The sequence below is a fragment of the Mycoplasma sp. 13536 genome (assembly GCF_055523495.1).
The window spans coordinates 533,050-551,129 of sequence record NZ_JBVFVC010000001.1 but is presented as its reverse complement, the minus strand read 5'-3'; the positions used below and the strand labels follow the sequence as shown (position 1 = coordinate 551,129).

Below are 18,080 nucleotides of genomic sequence, written 5' to 3'. Positions count from 1 at the left end.
TTCTTTAAATAGTTAATAACTAATTCTTTTGCTTGGTTTTTTTTCTATAATTTCAATTTCAAAATGATAAAACTGATGTAGGTGTCTTTGATCAATATCTTCACCTCTAAAAGACTGAGAGATATAACCAACTCTTTCAATCCCCTTAGTTCTTAATAACAATTCTAAATAAAATTGCATACTATCTGCAAGATAAAAAGAGTAATTTGGTTTTGAAGATGAAAAAACTTTATATGGTAACGAATCACTGCCTAAACCCATAGGACTTGATATGCTTTGAGTATTCACTGGAAGGCTAACAATCTCAATATAATTGCGTTTCATTCATTCAAATGTAAATGCAATTATTTCAGACGTAAGCTTAATTAGATTATATGTAGAATTAGATTTTATTAAGTCTAAAAAATTATCTTGATATTCTATAAATCTATTTCTTGTTTTATCCATAACAAGATTATTATACCAAATTTTTTATTTTCTATTTGTACAAAAAATAACACCCTTATAAATAAGAGTGTTATAAACTAAGTTTAAATTATAAATAATCATTAATTCCATTAAAAGTTTGTTCTTCAAGTTTATTAACTTTTCAATAACCTGTATCAATTCGTTTTTGTTTGATCCCTTCACTATAACTGAATATTTTCACTCAAACATAAATAGATAAATAAGAAGAGAAAACAAGAATTAACGGTAATGAAATAAAGATTAAAATAGTAGGTAAATTATTGGTACTTGTACCAATAAATATTAAACCAATACCTAATGCTAAAATCCCAAAGAACGAAACTATAAAACGTTTGAGGTTTTGTGTAATTGTATAATTAGCAACATTTAAAATTTCTGGTGTTATTAACACTTGTTTATGATATTTTAATTTTACATTTTCCTTTAAGTCTGTAAAAATATGCATCTTTTCATTATTAGACCAAATAAAGATGATTAAAAAGATGATTAAACTATAGTTATTGATCTGAATTCTAGTCAATATTAGTAATCCAAAAATAATTAAGAAATCAAGAACACTTGACAGAGCTCAAACAATGCTAAAGACTAAACCAAGTCTAAATGCAACATAAAGTAAGATAACTGCAGATGAAATAACGATACCAATAACAACTCATTGCAAGTCATTAAGTGATGAAATATTTGTTATATTAACACTATCGACACTTAATAAATTATTACTATATGAATTTGCTAGTTCTTGTATTTGTTTTAAAATATCTTGATCATGATGAGATAGTTGTATTGATACACCGGTTAGTCCATCAAGACCAGTAATTGAATATATTGATGATTGGGTAATTAATGATTTATTTAAAACTGCCGAATCATTAATATAATTGATAAAATTATTAGCTAATTCTGAATCAAAGAAATACTTAGATTTATCAAGTGAAGTGATGTTAATTGTGTAATATCCATTAAAACTATTTGAAACATTAAACCCATTTAAAGCACTCCCTCTGATTCCAGCTAGTGCACCAAAAATAACGGTTGAAATTAAAATTAAGGCAGTAAATAAAATTAAGATGAATTTGAAGTGTTTAAAATAATTTACACTTATTTTATTTTTAAAAATATATGCTTTGTGGCTTAATTTTGTAATACCAAATAATTTAATTTTTTCAATAAAGTAATCAGAAGTACTGATCGAAATAATAATAAACTTTAAAAAAATCAATGAGATTATAAGTGATATTATTGTACCAAAAACTGTAAACGAACTAAACTGCTTAATTTCGTTGGTTCCTAAAAAGAAGATAATTAAACTGGACACAAAAATTATTACATTGCTGTCAATAATTCTTAATGAATTAAATCGTGCAGTATTAATAATAGCTTTCTTGATAGAATCTCCTCCTAGATGCCTATCTTTGAATTTTTCAAACCAGCCAGATGAAGATTCAAATAAAATTAGCATACCTAGTAAAAAGGCACTTAAACTTGCAGGAGAATACTCTCCTCTAACCACTGTAAACATTGCTAAAGTAAGGGCTGCATATAAAGCACTTGAAATAGCAGCAATTACACCTAATAGTCCATAATTAATAATTTGAATAAAAGCTAAAATTGCGAAGGCAACTAATGATCCAATTATGGCATATAAATAAGTATTTTGTGAACCTGAACGATCTTGAGAATTATGTGTTGAAAAAAGTTCTAAGCTATAATCACCTAAAGCAAAATTAATTTTTTCAACTAACGATTTAGACTCAGAATTAGATAAAGTTGCTTTATTTGATAAATAAAGATGTTCACCATTATGAACATAATATACTTGTGCATTATGAATTAAATATTCTTTTGAAACATTTAATTCACTTTCTTTAAGTGTATTGTTAGTCTCTTCATTTGAATCAGTTTTTTTTGATTTAACTGAGTTGTTAACATGAATAAAATTATATAAATTTTGATTTGCACTTTGTCAATCACTTTGATATTCATTAACTGCTTTTTCATATAGGTTTTGAATGTTAAGTCAAATCAAAATTTCTTTGCCAACTAGTGATTCAGTGGCTTTAGAATATTCTGTTTCACCAGTATTTCCATTTAAGGCTATTTTAACACTGTTGTTTCCATTTTGTTCAACATATTCAGCACTTCCAGGTTTAAACGGAATATTATAATCATAAACGTTTTTATAATCAAGTGCTTGAGAATTATTAAACTTACCTAAATAAAATAATGGCTTCATATCAGTTGACGTTGCGATAATTGAAGGTTTTTGTATAACTTTGTTAATAAAATTACTTAACTCCAGCTGTGAAAGTTTACCACTTTTAGAAATTAATATTTTATCACTAGAATAAGGCTCTACCTTAATTCCGCTATAACCAAAACTATCAACTAAACGGTCATTAATAGACTTTGAAATCTTTAAATTATCAATAGAATCGGGTTTGTCACTTTTTATCTTAACAACTATTTGAGTTCCTGGATTATACTCATAGGTTTTATTAACGTTGGAGTTAAAATAAAAAAGACTACCAAAGATAATTGAAAGTAGACCTGCTATTAAAAGCAAAGTACTAATTAAAAGCCTTTTTCATGATGTTAATTTAAATATTTTATTTAAAAATTTCATATATTATACTATACCATAAAACCGGGTTTTTATATGCTATTATTAGTGATATTTTTTGTTTGTTTTTTGGAAAAGTCACTTGCGAGATGTTAACAAAATAATTGTCTTTTAATTTTAACATAATTTTTAGATAAAAAAATGTATGCGAAAACAGAAAACACGGCAGTGTTTTCTCGTCGGTTTTGCTTACTTTTGTCAAAAGTAAGGCCCCTTTGATTGCAATCAAAGGCGGGGGATTAAAAAAAATTTTAGGTTATCTTATATTTCCTGACAACTTGCCGATAGTTATTTATTTTTTCCATCATATAATCAATTTCTTGCTGAGAGTATTTATCTAGACTTTTTCCTTTGGGAATGTAATACCTAATTAAGCGGTGCATATTTTCTATTGAACCTTTTTGTCATGAACTATATGGTTGGCATTTAAATAATCTTTCAGTTGGAATGACCTGGTACAATAAGACATTTTCACTACCATTATCAACAGTTAAAATTTTAATCTCTAAGTTATGTTTCTTGATTAGTTTTAGAAGAGTTTGTTTTATAGCTTTGGAGTTGCGTTTTGAGAGCATAGCATAAGACATTCTGGTTTGCCGTTCAATTATGGTCACAATACAATATGTATCATTGATTTTCCCAATAACGGTGTCTAATTCAAAATGGCCGTGTTCAGAGCGATCATTAATATAAGCTGGACGTTTTGAAATTTCTGTTGCATATTTTAATGTTTTAGGTTTGACTTGCTTTTTATTCCTTATGCCATATTTGCCTTCAGATTTTCTAACAATGTGGTCAAAATCAAGGAAATAAGGGTATTTTTTGATTATTTTATAAATTGTACTAGGTGAGGGAGCAAATTCATCAGGGGATAATTTTTTAAAAGAATTCACAAGATAGGTAACTGATTTCTTAACTTCTTTTTGCTGCAAATTCTTTTTATTTCTATTTTTATTGTATGTATTAAGCTCACTATACCAATATTTTCTGTAGGCCTTTCATTTCTCTTTAATTGCATCACTTACAAAAAAGAGTCGCGAAAATGAATAACCTAATAAATGTTCGTATAACTTTGCAAAATTAAGGGTTTTAACCCGCATTACTCTTTTTGAACACTTAGGACAAACATAGCGATTTTGTTTATCTAAACTAAGTGGTCTGCGATTTGTAATAATTTGGATTTTACTTTTTATACTTCGAATGTCTCTGTTAAAAATCTTGGCTACTTCTTGGATTGAGAAGCCTTCAGAAAGTTCTTGTAAAATATTATAAAGTTGTTCTAGATCGATTTGATCTGATCGTAATTTTCGTTGTGTCCCAAGAACTCCTTGCATTTTCAAGATAGTGTTGTAATTCTCTTCAATTTTAAAATGTTGATATTTATTTTCTTTTCGATATTTGTCAAAAACACAAATATATTTTTCTAAATTTTTCATATAATTTTATAGTGAACCCCACAAGTTGGACCAAATCAATTGGTAAAACTTAGGGGGTTTTTATTATGAAGTTAAAATTAGAAGATAAACTAAAGATTATAAAACTATATAAAACTGGTAAGAGTAGCAAACAAATTGCCGAAATTTTTAATGTAAATATGCGTACAATTCAGTTTATAAAGCATTTGTACAACCTCCACGGATTAGAAATATTTACAGAAAGAAATAAACGACGAAACTTCAGTCCTAGTTTTAAATTAGAAATTATTAAGCAAGTATTAAATGGCAAATCAATCCGCTCTTTGGAAGCAAAACTATTAATTAATTCTGGAATAATTAATTCATGAGTGAAAAAATTTAAATTATTTGGGTATAATGGTCTTATAAATAAAAAGAAAGGTAAAATGCCAATGACCATGCCAAAGAATAATAACCCAAAACAAGATAAAACATTATCTAGAATTAAAGAACTCGAAGAAAGAAATGCCCAGCTTGAAATGGAGGTAGACCTCTTAAAAAAATTGAGAGCCTTGGTTCAACAAAGGACAGAGCAACCAAACAAGAAAAAGCAAAAGTAATATTTGAATCAAGGCATAAATATAAATTAAAATTAATGCTAGACTTTTTCCAATTAGCAAAGTCAACATACTTTTATATTGTTCAAAGTTTTTCAAAAAATGATAAAGATTTTGATTTAAAACAAGTAATAACGAATATTTTTAATGAGAATAAATCCCGTTATGGATATCGAAGAATTTGTTTAGAACTAAGAAATAGAGGTTATATTATTAACCATAAAAGGGTTAAAAGATTGATGAAATTACTTAATTTATTTGGTTTACAGCCAAAATCAAAATATAAATCATATAAAGGTGAAATTGGAAAAATTTGTAATAACTTACTCCTTACAAGGATTGTTGACAAAAAGAATCATAATACTTATTACGAACGAAATTTCAAAACCACAAAATTGAATCAAACTTGAAGCACTGATGTTTCTGAATTCAAAATAGCAAGTGGAAAACTATATTTATCACCAATTATAGATGTACATAACCGCGAAGTTGTTTCATACACAATTTCAAAAAGTCCTAATTTTGAACAAGTGAATCAAATGCTAAATAAAGCTTTTAAAAAGTATAAAAATCTTAATGGTTTAATTTTGCATTCTGACCAGGGATGGCAATATCAAATGAAACAATATCGTGACAAATTAAGTAAAAGAGGTATTAAACAAAGTATGTCGCGAAAGGGAAATTGCTATGATAATTGTGTTATTGAAATATTTTTTGGAACCATGAAAAACGAAATGTTTTATGGTCATGAAAAAGAATTCAAAACTCTAGAAGACTTAGAAAAAGCGATGTGCAAGTATATAAATTATTACAACAAAAAACGAATTATCACAAAATTAAAAGGACTGACACCTTTAGGATATAGGCATCAATCCTTAAATTAATTTTAGTCCAATTTTATGGGTTCACTATATTTTAAAGTCTCCTTTCATTTTTTTAAAATTTATTAATACAACTATTTTATTACAAGGTAGACAAAAACAATGTCACATGCAAAAAACTTGCATGTGACATTTCCATTTAATAGATATTTTTTGGTAGCTAAATTTAAGAAAAAAATCCCAGATAAACATTGCATTTTAATGTTTACCTGGGATAAAATTCTATAATTTTTGAGTTTGAAAATCTTTAATTGCGTTTACTATGGTATAAATAATCAATGCCTTCGCTTGTAATTCGTCTACCGCGAGAGTTTTTTTCAATTAAATTATAGAATAATAAAATTGGTTCAATATCACTTACAATATTTTCTTTATTAAATTTTATTAAACTTGATAAAGTCAGAAGTGAAACATATTTTTCATAAAAATTTTCTTTTAATAGTTCTAAATATTCAACGTGATCCTTTGTTAAACCATAACGATATAAATCAAGAGATTTAAATGTTTTTTTAATAACTGATAAGTCTATTAAACCATTATTTAAAGATATTGCAAAGTCATTTACTCTTTGCAATAAATGATTAGCAATTCGCGGAGTTTTACGTGAATATTCTGCTATTTTTTTAACACAATCACTTGAAATATTAACATTAATTTTCATAGCAGAATTATTTAAAATTTTGCAAATTTCATCTTGTTCGTAATTCACTAACCGCCCTATATATCCAAAGCGGTCTTTAAATGGTTGTTGCAAATCATTAATACGGGTAGTTGCCCCTATTAGCGTAAATTTTTTAATCTTCATTCGCATCGAGCGCGAATTACCATCTACTCCAATTATTAAATCAAAGACAAAATCCTCCATTGCATTATATAAAAACTCAACAACTGTTTTATTAATACTGTGGATTTCATCAATAAAAACAATATCACCTTCATTTATAACTGATAGGACATTTATTAAATCACTCTTTTTTTCAATGTTTGCTCCTTGAATATAATGGATTTTAGCACCAATTTCATTTGCTATTATTGATACTAATGTTGTTTTTCCCATACCTGGGCTGCCATAAAACAAAATATGTGGGAGAGTTTTTTGTTGAATTTTAGAACTATTTATGACTGTTTTTAATGTTTTAACTAAATTTTTTTGGCCAATAAAACCATCAAATGTAGAAGGCCTAAGTTCTAAGTTGTGAATCACTGTTTGTGGTTATTATGCTTATACTTTCTTCCACCATTTTATCAAGATCAATTTTTTCAGTAATATTAGCTATAGCATATTCAATTTGATTACGCTTAAATCCTAATGAGCTAAGTGTATTTGTTAAGTCAGTTAAATTATTAACTTCAGCACGTTTGTCCTCGCTTAAATCAACTAATTTAGATCATTTGGCTTTTAATTCGACACAAATATACTTAGCTGTTTTTTCTGAAACAAAGTTAATTTTAGATAATTCTGCTCAATTATCCGTTGCTATATATTGAGCAACTACTTCTCAACCCTTATCTAAAATCATCATGGCAATTTTTGGACCGACCTTTTCAACTGAAATTAAATCAGTGAACAATAATCTTTCTTTAAAATCTTTAAATCCATAAATATTTTTGTAAAACTCGGTATTGTGCTCATATAAATAAATTTTGCACTTTGTACCAACCTCAAAACGTTGGATATTTGCAACATTCACCATATATCCATCACCTTTATTTTCGAATATAATACTTGATTTGTTTTTGAAAACAATTTCTCCAATTTTGTATAAAATCATTTTTTCCTCCAAAAAGATGATATAAAAAATGATTAAGTGAACAAAAAATAAAAAAAGACAGGCAAATTTTGTGCTGTCTATTTATTTATTAAATTTAACTATTTTTAATACGATCATTTAATGCAAGATAAGCAGGATGTTTTTTACCTTTGTAAAAACCACAATGTTGACATAAAGTATGTTGTTCAATTAATTTTGTGCAATTTGAACATTTAATTAAATTAGGTGTTTCTAAAGCACTATGTGTTTGTCTTTTGTGTTTACGTTGTTTTGATGTCTTGCGTTTTGGTACTATAGCCATATTTTCCTCCTTGCAATTAATATAAATTTATTTTCTAACTATGTTATCAAATAGCATTACTATTATAATATAAAAATCAAAATTTAAAAATGGAAAAATTAACAAAAAAATTAGTTATTAATTTATAATAAAACAATATGAATAACAAAACAAAACCAGTAAAAGTTGGAATTGTAGCTGAGTATAACCCTTTTCATAATGGCCATATTTTTCAATTAAAATGAATTAAACAAAAATTCCCTAATTCAAAAATTTATGTCGCTATGAGTTATAAATTTTCACAGCGGGCTGAATACATATGCGTATCTTGAAAAGCACGCAAAAAAATTGCCAAAAAATACGGTGTTAACAAATTTATAAAACTTAAAAATAATATTTCAACCCAAGCTGCACATATATTTGCTAGTGAAGCTGTCAAGAAACTAAATAAACATAAAATTAATTATTTAGTTTTTGGCTCGGAAACAGCTGATATAACACAATTTTTAAAAGTTGCTTATATTTTAAAATATAAAAAAACAGAATATAATGCACTTTTAAAAAAATATTTAAAAACTGGTGGTAATAGCTTCCCAAGATCTTCATCTTTAGCAATGCAAGATTTAGCAAATTACTCATTAAATACTCCAAATGACATTTTGGGAATTGAGTATGTTAAAACAATTGTAGAAAATAATTTTAATATAAGGCCAATTTGTATTAAACGAACAATAGGATTTCATTCTGACCAAACCCAAGATAATTTTGCCTCTGCAACTCATATACGTAAAATGGTTTTACATAACCAGGATATTAGTAAATATACACCAATGGATATTAAAAAATTTAAACAAATCAACGAAACTTACCTGAAGTTTCAAAAAATAATTAACAAAAGTAGTTTAAAAACTTTACGATCATATAAAATGGTCGATGAAGGAATTGAAAATTTATTTAAAAAAAATATATACCATCAAACGTATGAGGAATTTATTGAAGCATGCATTAGCAAAAGATACACAAGAAGCAGAATCAAAAGAACCTATCTCTCAATTTTTTTAAAAACTAAAAAAAATTCAAAGAGTTAAAAATTATTTCTTTGAATTTTTTCTTTTGATTCATAAGGCATTAATATGAAGTTCCGTTCACGATATATCTTATTTGTTATGTTAATTTTACGAATATAAACTTCATTATCATAAATTAATTGTTTTTCAATTATTCCTTTATGGATATTATGATATAAGTACTTTGTATTTATTTCGCCTTCTCGCTTTATTACAAATTGTATATTTAAGTTGTTGACTTGTTCAATTAAATAATCGTATAAGTAATCTAAGAAATCAAAATTATATAAAAAACCTTTATTTGTTCAGTTTCTTAAAGATAAATTACTTAAATATGTAAAAGATATTTGCGGGTTATTAAATACAAGTTCATGAATAATAGTTTTTAGTCTTTGAACTAAGAAAAGATATTCATGATTTTTTGAGTTTAAATAATTATCAAAATTAATATTATAAATTCCTTTATTTAACAACATTGTCCGTAAGATATTTACTGAAAGATTACTTCCAAAATTAAACTCATAAATCTTATTATCTAAAAAACTTAATAAATCTAGGTGTTTATTATTCTTTATGATGCTTGTATAACTGTAAATTCTTGAACTATTTTCCTTTTTAAAAACAGTAAAAACTCGATTTAAATAATCTACTTCTTTCATTACTATATTTTTTGAGAATTTCCTCATGTGCGATTCAAAGCCTTCAAATACAAAACCAGTTACATTATATTCTTTTTCAAAATATGATTTGATTAAAAATAAATTTCAATAAAGTTTTGTTTGATGTTCATCAATACCATAATAAAATTCATTATTATGGTCGAATTTCGCTCCCATCGATTCAAAATTAACAACTCGTTCAATTGAATCTTCTGTATTCACCGAATCATTGATAGAACTTGACTTTTTTGATATAGAGTATGATAAAAAGCCAAGTTCTTTAAAATTAATCAATTGCAGGATTGTTATATTTTGTAATAAAACTAATTCTTTTAACCAAGAACTCAAAAATTTATAATTTTCATCAATATTATTAGCTAATTCTTCATTTTCAAACTCTGATAAATAATATCAATGAGGCAAAATTAAAACAATCTTGAGATTATTATTTCTTATGATTTCAATTTTTTTATAAATATTCTTTAAATATTCTTTAAAACTTTCTGGTACTAGTTTTTCCTGGCATTTATTAAATAAAAAAATAAAGTATTCATTGTTAGAATTTATTTTAAAAGTTTTTAACGAGAAAGATTTCAAATAATTCATTTACATTCACCCCGCTTGTTTTTGATAAAATATCTAGTTTTCCTAATTCATAAATCACATTTTTAAGTTTTTTAAAACCAAAATTATTCAAAATAGTTGATAATTTCCTAATTTTTCATAAGGGTTGCTTTAGTTTTTCAGTAATTTGCACATTGTTAAGACCAGATGCAATTAAATAATAATAATTAACACAATCGCTTAGTATAGTGCTAAGTTGGGCAATTAATGATGTGATTTCTTCGCCCTCAGAAATACGCTCTAAATACTTTTGGTAAATAGTAGTAAGGTTAAATGTGTCTATTGAATTAAGGAACGAAAAAACTTCATTTTTGGCATATTTTGCAATTACTAAATTAATAACTTCAAAATTTATAGTTTGGTAAGTTTGTGTTAAATTATTAAATTCGTTCATAATTATTTCAAGATTATCTGGCATTTTATCTAAAAATAAATTTATATCAGTATATGAGAATTTTATATTTTTTTCTTTACAAAGTAATAATAATTGCGCCGCTATTTCTTTTTTAGGTATTTTTTTACATTCATATAATGTTGCATTTTGATTTAAAAAACTGGTAAGCATATTATTTGCCATTTTTGCAGAAATGTAAACAAATACTACTTCATTACTGTCAGAAAATTTAACCAAAGTTTTAATTAATAATTCTGCATTTTGTTGTTGTTTTTTATTATATTTAGTAGTTTCGATAAGATCTAAATTTTTTACTATAATTAACTTTTTATCTACAAACAAAGTTTCCATTGCGATTAACTCAATTAATTCTGAAAATTCATAATTCTCGTCTAAGACAATTATTTGATCAAGGTTATACATAGACTTAATTTCATTAAGATTTTTATTTATAAAATAAGATTCATCACCAAAAATAAATTTCATACTCTTATTATATTTTATTTTCTTTTTTATTTATAAAAACAGTTAAAAAGGATATAAAGCATCCTGTAAATAAAATAGACATAATTATTCAATTAACATTAAGGTTGATTTTTCAAAATAATAATAATGATAAAGAATTATCAAGTATAAATCTAATAAATACAAGTGCTGGCGGAAGTCATATTAGTAAAAGTAGGCAAATATACAATATTTCGAATATCGGAGATATAACCAAACTCAAAAATCAAGATGTGATATTTATATCTTGTTTTCATATCACAATTAAACTCGCCGAAATTATCCATATTTGAAAATAATTTGCAACATAAGATAATAACCATTTATTGTTATTCTGTTTTTTCATATTACTTATAAATATCGACAAAATAAAGCTTAGTCAATACCCTTGTGAATTTACCCTTAGGTTTGAAGTAAAAAATATAGTTAAAACCACTATTAAACTAAATTTATATTCTTTGTATGTTTTTTTGTTTAAGGCACTATTTAAAAGAATCGAAAAAAAGGCGCGATTTACTGAGATGGACTTAAGACAAATAATTCAGTATACAAAGCAGATAATATAAGTTATATTTTTTGTTTTTCCTTTGAAAACTTTATTCAAAAACATTGCAAGCAACTGAAAATGCATACCACTAATAATTAGAATATGCACTAAACCTAATTCACTTGCATAAGAAAACGGACTATTTTTGTAATTAACACTATGACCAAATAATAACGGTATTACAAATTCAGAATATACTGAATTATGAGAGTTAAAAAATTTAAAGATATGTATGCGAAAATCATATGATTTTAAAAACTTAACATTTTGAATATTTTCAAAATAATTGCCTTTAGTATTACCTTCAATATATATTTTATCCCATAAATTCAATTTTGTATTGATGCTATTAATATTAAGATAAAAAGCTTGATTATTAATATTAATTAGTTTATAACTATTTGTATCTACTAACTCGACTCAGTAAATATTATTAAAATAATTAAGCATAATATTATTTAATATTTGCTTAATAAAATATGAGATAAAAATTATTACTAAACTAATAATCAAGAATTTGAATTTTCATGGCATTAAAATAAAAAAAAGCAAGAAGCAAGTTAAAAATAACAAAATTCATAAAGTGTTGTTTTCTTGTAGAAATAAGATACCAAACGATATTAAAAAAAATATGATTAAATTCTTTAATTTAGGACTAAATAATTCATTAACTTTTCAAGCGTCTTTTGCCCAATTCCACTTATCTCACCAATAGCTTTTCATGTTGTTTGTTTATTCTCCTTTCTATGGTCTAATAAAGCCTGAGCTATCTTATTTGATAATTTTAAAGTACTTAATTGTTTAATATTATCAAAATCATCCCAATTTAGCTTCAGATCTAAATAAGGAACATGTATCTTGCCATTATCAGGGACAAAATTATTCATTTTAAAACTTGAAAGATCCGCAAAACCTTGTGCGGATGCTTGAAATAACAGCTCTCGGTACGTGAGTTTTTTCGTTGATTTATGGATGCCATCGTGCAATACTGCTCCAGTTACGTAATAAATATAAACTTTTTCCTCATTTTTATATTCTTCTTTGCTTGGTTTATTAACATAAACTTGTAAGATAACAATTGTTCCAGCAACCGAAAATAAAAATAATAATATTAATAAAATTTGTCCAAATGTTTTGCGCTTCATATATTTAAAAATAAAGGAGTATAGCAAAAAACACAAAAAACAAAAAAACAGGCTTACAAGCCTGCCTAAAGGAATGCATAAATTCTTTTAGGAATAGTCCGAGCACTAACAAAACTTTTATAATAAGCATTGTTAAAAATAATTCCTAAAAACATAAAATAAATAAATCAGTTAATAAAAAAACTTATCGAAAAGAAAAACCCTGCTGCAGACCCAAATTTACTATAAGATACAAATTCATTTAAATAAATATATATTACAATTAAAATATATGAGGGGAGGCTAGCAACAATAGTACCCTTAAATATGTCTTTAAATCTAATTTTAAATGATGGTATCAATTTAAATAAAACTAAAAATAATACATTTAAAAAAACAAGTGCATAAAGTAAATAAATAAAATCTGATAATCAATAACTGATATCCCCATAAGTTTTTCAAATTTTTACTTCAGTTAATATGAAAAGATTACTAAAAAATCAAAGTAAAACCGAAATAACTAAAACCAAGAAAAAACCTTTGACACGATTTCCTAAAAAAGTTCCAGTTCTACTATGTGAAAAAATAAAATTATAAGCAGAAATTACCTTACCATATCCGCCGCTTGCAATATATAAAGAAGGCAAGGCAATAAAAGAACCTGGAATTAAAGCTAAAAATGAATTAAATCCTGCATCTGGATTTTGATTATCTAATATAAAATAATGTTCCCCTCCTGGAATAAATTTTTGGAACACAATTGAATTAAATAAGTATTGAAAAATGTTGTTTGGCACTGAATCACTTCGAGATTTTGCTAATGGTTCAACATATTCTTTTAATGGTGTTATTGCATTATTAATCATAAGATTTAGAAAACCAACAATATAAATGACTGGAATAAATGAAATTAATACATAAAAAATTGTTGAAATTCACACAAAACTTGTCTCTTTGGAGTTATAGTGAGAGTAAACTAAATTAACCAATTTATTGCGTTTAATTTTATTATTATCATCATTTTTTTTTCAAATTAAAGTTGATGTAAAAAATAAAATAATATATTTTAAAATTGTACTATAAATAACATTTAAAAATTCAAACCTATCTGGATAAATCAAATTAGTATAAAATCTTCTTAAATGTGTTTTTTTATTCTTTAATCGTAAATATTTTTTATAATGATTTTTAGTTGTTCTTAAAAAGATCATTTAAAACCTTTGTAGTTATTTCACTAGCTAAAACAGGGTTTACTTGACCACCAGTTTCTTTCATTAAGGCACCAAGAATAAACTTAGTAACTTTTTCTGGTCTTTGCTCATATTCGGCAACAATTTCATGATTTTCATCAACAATTTTGGATATTAAGGAATTTATTAAAATAGGGTCTGAAATTTGTTGCAAATTGTGCTCTTTTATTAAAGAAGTCAAATCACCATTAAAATTAACTAGCAACGGCACAAGTTTTTTAAAAGATTTTCCTGAGATAATCCCTTGGTCAAGTAATATAATTGCATCTTTAAAAATTGATGCAGAAATATTTAAATCATAAGCTTTAAGACCCTTAGCATTAGCAAGCGAAACTATTTCAGCAAAGAATAGCTTAGATAATTTTTCTTTGTCATCATATTCAATACTATCAAAATACTTTGCTAATTTAATATCATCTAACAAGCTTTGAATATAAAGATTTTGTATCTTTACATCTGTATATCGTTGTTCTTTTTGGTTTGGTAGTTCTGGAACTACTGCTGAATCAATAAATTTTTTGGAAAGTTTAATTAGTGGAATATTTGATTCTGGAAAGTATTTATAATCTATAGCACCAGTTTTAACCCGCATTATTATATTTTCATTTTTATCAGCATCAAAACGTTTAGTTGCTTGTAAAATTGGATCATTAGTTAATATTTGTTTTGTTTGCAAGTTAATTTCATATTCGATAGCTTTTTCAATATTTGAAAGTGAATTAAGGTTTTTGATTTCTACTTTTGGACCAAATACATTAGACCCAAACGGGCGAAGCGAAATATTAATATCAGCACGCAAACTTCCTTGTTCAAGTTTACCTTCAGATATTTCAAGAGCAAGCACAATTCTCTTAATCATATCAACATAAGCAGAAGCTTCTTTTGCGCTTCTAATGACCGGATATGTAACTATTTCAATTAAAGGTATACCTGCTCTATTATAATCTAGTTTAGTGCCTTGCTCGCTATGATGTTGCCTTGCTGTATCTTCTTCAAGGTGAATACGTTCAATTTTCACTTTTTTATTAGAATTGTTAACCTTAATTTCTAGCTCACCATTTTTCCCAATTGGGCGGTAAAATTGGGTAATTTGATAACCTTTTGGTAAATCTGGATAAAAGTAATGTTTGCGATCAAAATGCATTTCATCATCAATTTCCATATTTAATGCTTTAGCTAAAGTTAAAGCGTATTTTACAGCTTCTTTGTTGACTAATGGCAAAGTACCGGGGTAACCTAGATCTACTTGATTTGCTTTTGTATTTGGTCTAGCAAAATAATCAATTGGAGTTGACGAAAACATTTTAGTTTTAGTTTTTAATTCAACGTGAATCTCAATTCCAATAATTACTTCAAAATTATCATGCATTATAATCCTCCTTTGATTAATTCTTCAATATATTCAGCAATTCCAAGTAGTTTTTTATCTTGATATAATGAACAATCTAAGGCAATGCTATAACCAAGATTGTCTTTTACGCCTAGTGGCAAGGTAATCGATGGGTTTCCTAGTAAATTAGATCCAGTTAAAATAAAGTTAATAACATTATTGCTTGAAGTATCTGTGAATTTAGGCGCAATGCCAGCAGTTGCAGGATAAATCAATACATCACCTTGCTGGAATAAACTTGCATAATAATTAGATATTAAACGACGAACTTTTTGAGCTTTAACAAAAATTTCTTGTTGGTTTTCGTTATATAAAAAGTAACTGCCTAATGCTAATCTTTCTTGAACCATATGACCAAATTTTGATGAACGAGTATTTTTAAATGTGTCTTCTCAAGTTCTCCCTTCAACTCTATTGCCAAAACTAACACCGGTTAAATTAGCTAAATTGGAACTAGCTTCAGAAAACGAAATAATTCGATAAACTGGTTGGATCAATTCTAAAATTTTGTAATTTGGTTTAACTACCTGAACAGCAACTCCATCTTCCTCTAATTTTCTAATTAATGAATTTCATGAATTTATATAATAATCTTTTACTTGATCCGTAAGATCAAGCAAAACAACCTTAGCTGGTTTAGTTTTTACAACATTATCAATTTCAACATCAACTGATGTCATATCATTTGCATCCTTACCAAACAAAGTTTGAGAAACTAATATTGAATCATTTACATTATGAGTGAAATATGCAACAGTGTCTAAAGATGAAGCATATGCAAATAACCCATAGCGGCTAATAGAACCATATGAAGGTTTAAAACCAACTTTTTTAACGAAAGATGCCGGTAGGCGAACGCTATCACCTGTGTCACTTCCAATTGAAAAAGAAATATTAGTTGTTAAAGTAGCGGCAGATCCAGAAGATGATCCACCAGCATATCTATTAGAATCATATGGATTTTTTATAAGTCCATAAGCACTGTATGTTCCAGTTCCTCCAAGAGATAATTCATCTTGGTGTGTTTTGGCAACAAATAAAACTCCAGCATCTTTTAATTTAGTAACAACTGTTGCATTATAATTGGGATCAAAACCTTCCAAAATCATGCTAGAAGCTTTTGTTTCATATCCTTTAATTGCGTAATTATCTTTAATAGTTGCAACAGCACCATTTAAAGGAGAATCTAAATTTTTCTTTTGCTCAATTTTTAAGAGTGATGCAACTGCATTATTTTTATCATTCTTTAGAGATTCAATTGCATTATTATAATCCCCTTTAACAAGTAACTTTCGCATTAGTCTACCACCTTTGTTAATAAAATGTAATCTTGATCCTTGTTTTTGGCATTTTTTAAAATATCTTCCTTAGTAATAGAATTTGTGGTATTGGGAATATCATCACGTAAAAAATCAATTAAATAAGTTTCATTAATATGGGTCATTGGTTTGATATTAGACAAATCAAATTGGTCAAAGAGTTTGATGCTTCTGGTTAATTCATTTCAATTATCTAAAATATTATTGATAACTTCATTATTTGGCTCAAAAAGCAATGATTCAACAATTTGTTTAATTTTTTCGTTATCTATTGTTTTCATATTACTCCTATCATTTTGGTTTATTTGTAAAAAATTCTTTTTTATTTAAATATTTTAAATTACCCGTTAAATTCTGAAATTGTAAGCAAAATGAATGTAACATTAATCGATCATCTGGTTTGCCGCCATATTTTCGATCACCAAAAATGGGTTTTTGTAAATATTTTAAACTAGCTCTTATTTGATGTTTGCGGCCTGTAATTAATTGGGCAATTTTGTCATTATTTTCAAGGTAAAATAGTGTTTGTGCTATTTGAGAATTTGGCAATTTATTTTTGTGTGCTTTCATACGGTGGTGTAATTCATCTTTACTTAAATATAATGATAATTCAAGTTTTTGACCTGGAATTAATTCTAAGTTTGATTTAAATAAGTATTTCTTTACAAAAAACTGATGCTTATCATTTAATTCAACTAATGTAGGATAATTTTTTGCATAAAGCATCAAGCCACTTGTGCTTTTATCTAAACGACCAACATGTGATGGTTTAAAACTATCTAAATGTTGAAAATTTAAATAAGTTAAAACTTGATTGTCTAAAGAATCTTCTTCACCATGAACCACAACTCCTGGCTCTTTATTAATTAATAAAATGTTTTCATCTTCATAAATAATATTTAAATTAACTTTAGTTTTAATTGCAGTTTCTTTCTTAATAACATCAAAAACACCATAAACGATAATATGATCCCCTTCTTTTATCTTTATGGTTTTATCATTTGTTCTTAAATTATTAATCTTGATATCTTTTTTACGAAATAATTTTTCAAGGCGAGATTTATTTAAATTATTCAAATATTTCACCAAGAGTTTGTATAAGGTTCTTCCTTCATCATTTTTTGTTGCAAATATTTCAAACATAATTGCCTCCAATTCTTATAATAATGT

17 protein-coding genes are annotated in these 18,080 nt (G+C 26.2%); 3 read left to right on the top strand and 14 right to left on the bottom strand.

Annotated features, from left to right (window positions below):
* Window positions 1-12: 12 nt before the first annotated feature.
* The 3 genes from AC0B4N_RS02230 to AC0B4N_RS02220 form a co-directional block, all read right to left on the bottom strand.
* Window positions 13-447, bottom strand: a complete 435-nt coding sequence (locus AC0B4N_RS02230) for an amino acid--tRNA ligase-related protein (RefSeq protein ID WP_465102249.1) — start codon at window positions 445-447, stop codon at window positions 13-15.
* 88 nt (window positions 448-535) lie between these two features.
* On the bottom strand, window positions 536-3,091 hold the full coding sequence (secDF, locus tag AC0B4N_RS02225; protein ID WP_465102248.1) for a protein translocase subunit SecDF: 2,556 nt from the start codon (window positions 3,089-3,091) through the stop codon (window positions 536-538).
* A gap of 248 nt (window positions 3,092-3,339) precedes the next feature.
* Window positions 3,340-4,524, bottom strand: a complete 1,185-nt coding sequence (locus tag AC0B4N_RS02220; RefSeq protein WP_465102247.1) for an IS30 family transposase — start codon at window positions 4,522-4,524, stop codon at window positions 3,340-3,342.
* A gap of 65 nt (window positions 4,525-4,589) precedes the next feature.
* On the opposite strand from AC0B4N_RS02220, the gene AC0B4N_RS02215 reads away from it, so the two are divergent.
* Together AC0B4N_RS02215 and AC0B4N_RS02210 are read left to right on the top strand one after the other, a co-directional pair.
* Window positions 4,590-5,102 (top strand): transposase, encoded by a 513-nt coding sequence (locus AC0B4N_RS02215; RefSeq protein WP_465101968.1) that lies wholly within the window; start codon window positions 4,590-4,592, stop codon window positions 5,100-5,102.
* Window positions 5,045-5,983, top strand: a complete 939-nt coding sequence (locus tag AC0B4N_RS02210; RefSeq protein WP_465102558.1) for an IS3 family transposase — start codon at window positions 5,045-5,047, stop codon at window positions 5,981-5,983. Before AC0B4N_RS02215 ends, AC0B4N_RS02210 begins: the two co-directional genes overlap by 58 nt.
* A gap of 244 nt (window positions 5,984-6,227) precedes the next feature.
* Here the strand turns inward: AC0B4N_RS02210 and ruvB are convergent, their stop codons facing one another.
* The 3 genes from ruvB to rpmF form a co-directional block, all read right to left on the bottom strand.
* Window positions 6,228-7,184, bottom strand: coding sequence for a Holliday junction branch migration DNA helicase RuvB (ruvB, locus tag AC0B4N_RS02205; protein WP_465102246.1), 957 nt, complete (start codon window positions 7,182-7,184; stop codon window positions 6,228-6,230).
* The gene (ruvA, locus tag AC0B4N_RS02200; RefSeq protein ID WP_465102245.1) at window positions 7,162-7,752 is read right to left on the bottom strand and encodes a Holliday junction branch migration protein RuvA; all 591 of its coding nucleotides are present in this window, start codon (window positions 7,750-7,752) and stop codon (window positions 7,162-7,164) included. Before ruvA ends, ruvB begins: the two co-directional genes overlap by 23 nt.
* A 94-nt stretch (window positions 7,753-7,846) precedes the next feature.
* Window positions 7,847-8,053, bottom strand: a complete 207-nt coding sequence (gene rpmF / locus AC0B4N_RS02195) for a 50S ribosomal protein L32 (protein ID WP_465101414.1) — start codon at window positions 8,051-8,053, stop codon at window positions 7,847-7,849.
* 137 nt (window positions 8,054-8,190) lie between these two features.
* Between rpmF and AC0B4N_RS02190 the strand changes: the two genes are divergently transcribed.
* Complete coding sequence (locus AC0B4N_RS02190) at window positions 8,191-9,120, top strand: nucleotidyltransferase (protein WP_465102244.1); 930 nt, start codon at window positions 8,191-8,193, stop codon at window positions 9,118-9,120.
* Here AC0B4N_RS02190 and AC0B4N_RS02185 read toward each other — a convergent pair.
* The 8 genes from AC0B4N_RS02185 to AC0B4N_RS02150 form a co-directional block, all read right to left on the bottom strand.
* Complete coding sequence (locus tag AC0B4N_RS02185; protein ID WP_465102243.1) at window positions 9,117-10,364, bottom strand: hypothetical protein; 1,248 nt, start codon at window positions 10,362-10,364, stop codon at window positions 9,117-9,119. The genes AC0B4N_RS02190 and AC0B4N_RS02185 overlap by 4 nt on opposite strands.
* A complete protein-coding gene (holA, locus tag AC0B4N_RS02180) occupies window positions 10,327-11,262 on the bottom strand; it encodes a DNA polymerase III subunit delta (RefSeq protein WP_465102242.1) in 936 nt (311 codons plus the stop codon). The genes AC0B4N_RS02185 and holA overlap by 38 nt, the downstream gene beginning before the upstream one ends.
* Window positions 11,263-12,471: 1,209 nt before the next feature.
* Window positions 12,472-12,972 carry an MAG0490 family ComEA-like DNA-binding protein gene (locus AC0B4N_RS02175; protein ID WP_465101410.1) on the bottom strand — a complete coding sequence of 167 codons (501 nt, stop codon included), beginning with the start codon at window positions 12,970-12,972 and terminating at the stop codon, window positions 12,472-12,474.
* 65 nt (window positions 12,973-13,037) lie between these two features.
* Window positions 13,038-14,162, bottom strand: a complete 1,125-nt coding sequence (locus tag AC0B4N_RS02170) for a YhjD/YihY/BrkB family envelope integrity protein (RefSeq protein WP_465102241.1) — start codon at window positions 14,160-14,162, stop codon at window positions 13,038-13,040.
* On the bottom strand, window positions 14,140-15,570 hold the full coding sequence (gene gatB, locus AC0B4N_RS02165; protein ID WP_465102240.1) for an Asp-tRNA(Asn)/Glu-tRNA(Gln) amidotransferase subunit GatB: 1,431 nt from the start codon (window positions 15,568-15,570) through the stop codon (window positions 14,140-14,142). Before gatB ends, AC0B4N_RS02170 begins: the two co-directional genes overlap by 23 nt.
* Window positions 15,570-16,889: an amidase family protein gene (locus tag AC0B4N_RS02160; RefSeq protein ID WP_465102239.1), complete on the bottom strand. Its 1,320-nt coding sequence runs from the start codon at window positions 16,887-16,889 to the stop codon at window positions 15,570-15,572. The genes gatB and AC0B4N_RS02160 overlap by 1 nt, the downstream gene beginning before the upstream one ends.
* Window positions 16,889-17,191, bottom strand: coding sequence for an Asp-tRNA(Asn)/Glu-tRNA(Gln) amidotransferase subunit GatC (locus AC0B4N_RS02155; protein ID WP_465102238.1), 303 nt, complete (start codon window positions 17,189-17,191; stop codon window positions 16,889-16,891). The genes AC0B4N_RS02160 and AC0B4N_RS02155 overlap by 1 nt, the downstream gene beginning before the upstream one ends.
* Window positions 17,192-17,198: 7 nt before the next feature.
* Window positions 17,199-18,053, bottom strand: coding sequence for a pseudouridine synthase (locus AC0B4N_RS02150; RefSeq protein WP_465102237.1), 855 nt, complete (start codon window positions 18,051-18,053; stop codon window positions 17,199-17,201).
* Window positions 18,054-18,080: the final 27 nt, after the last annotated feature.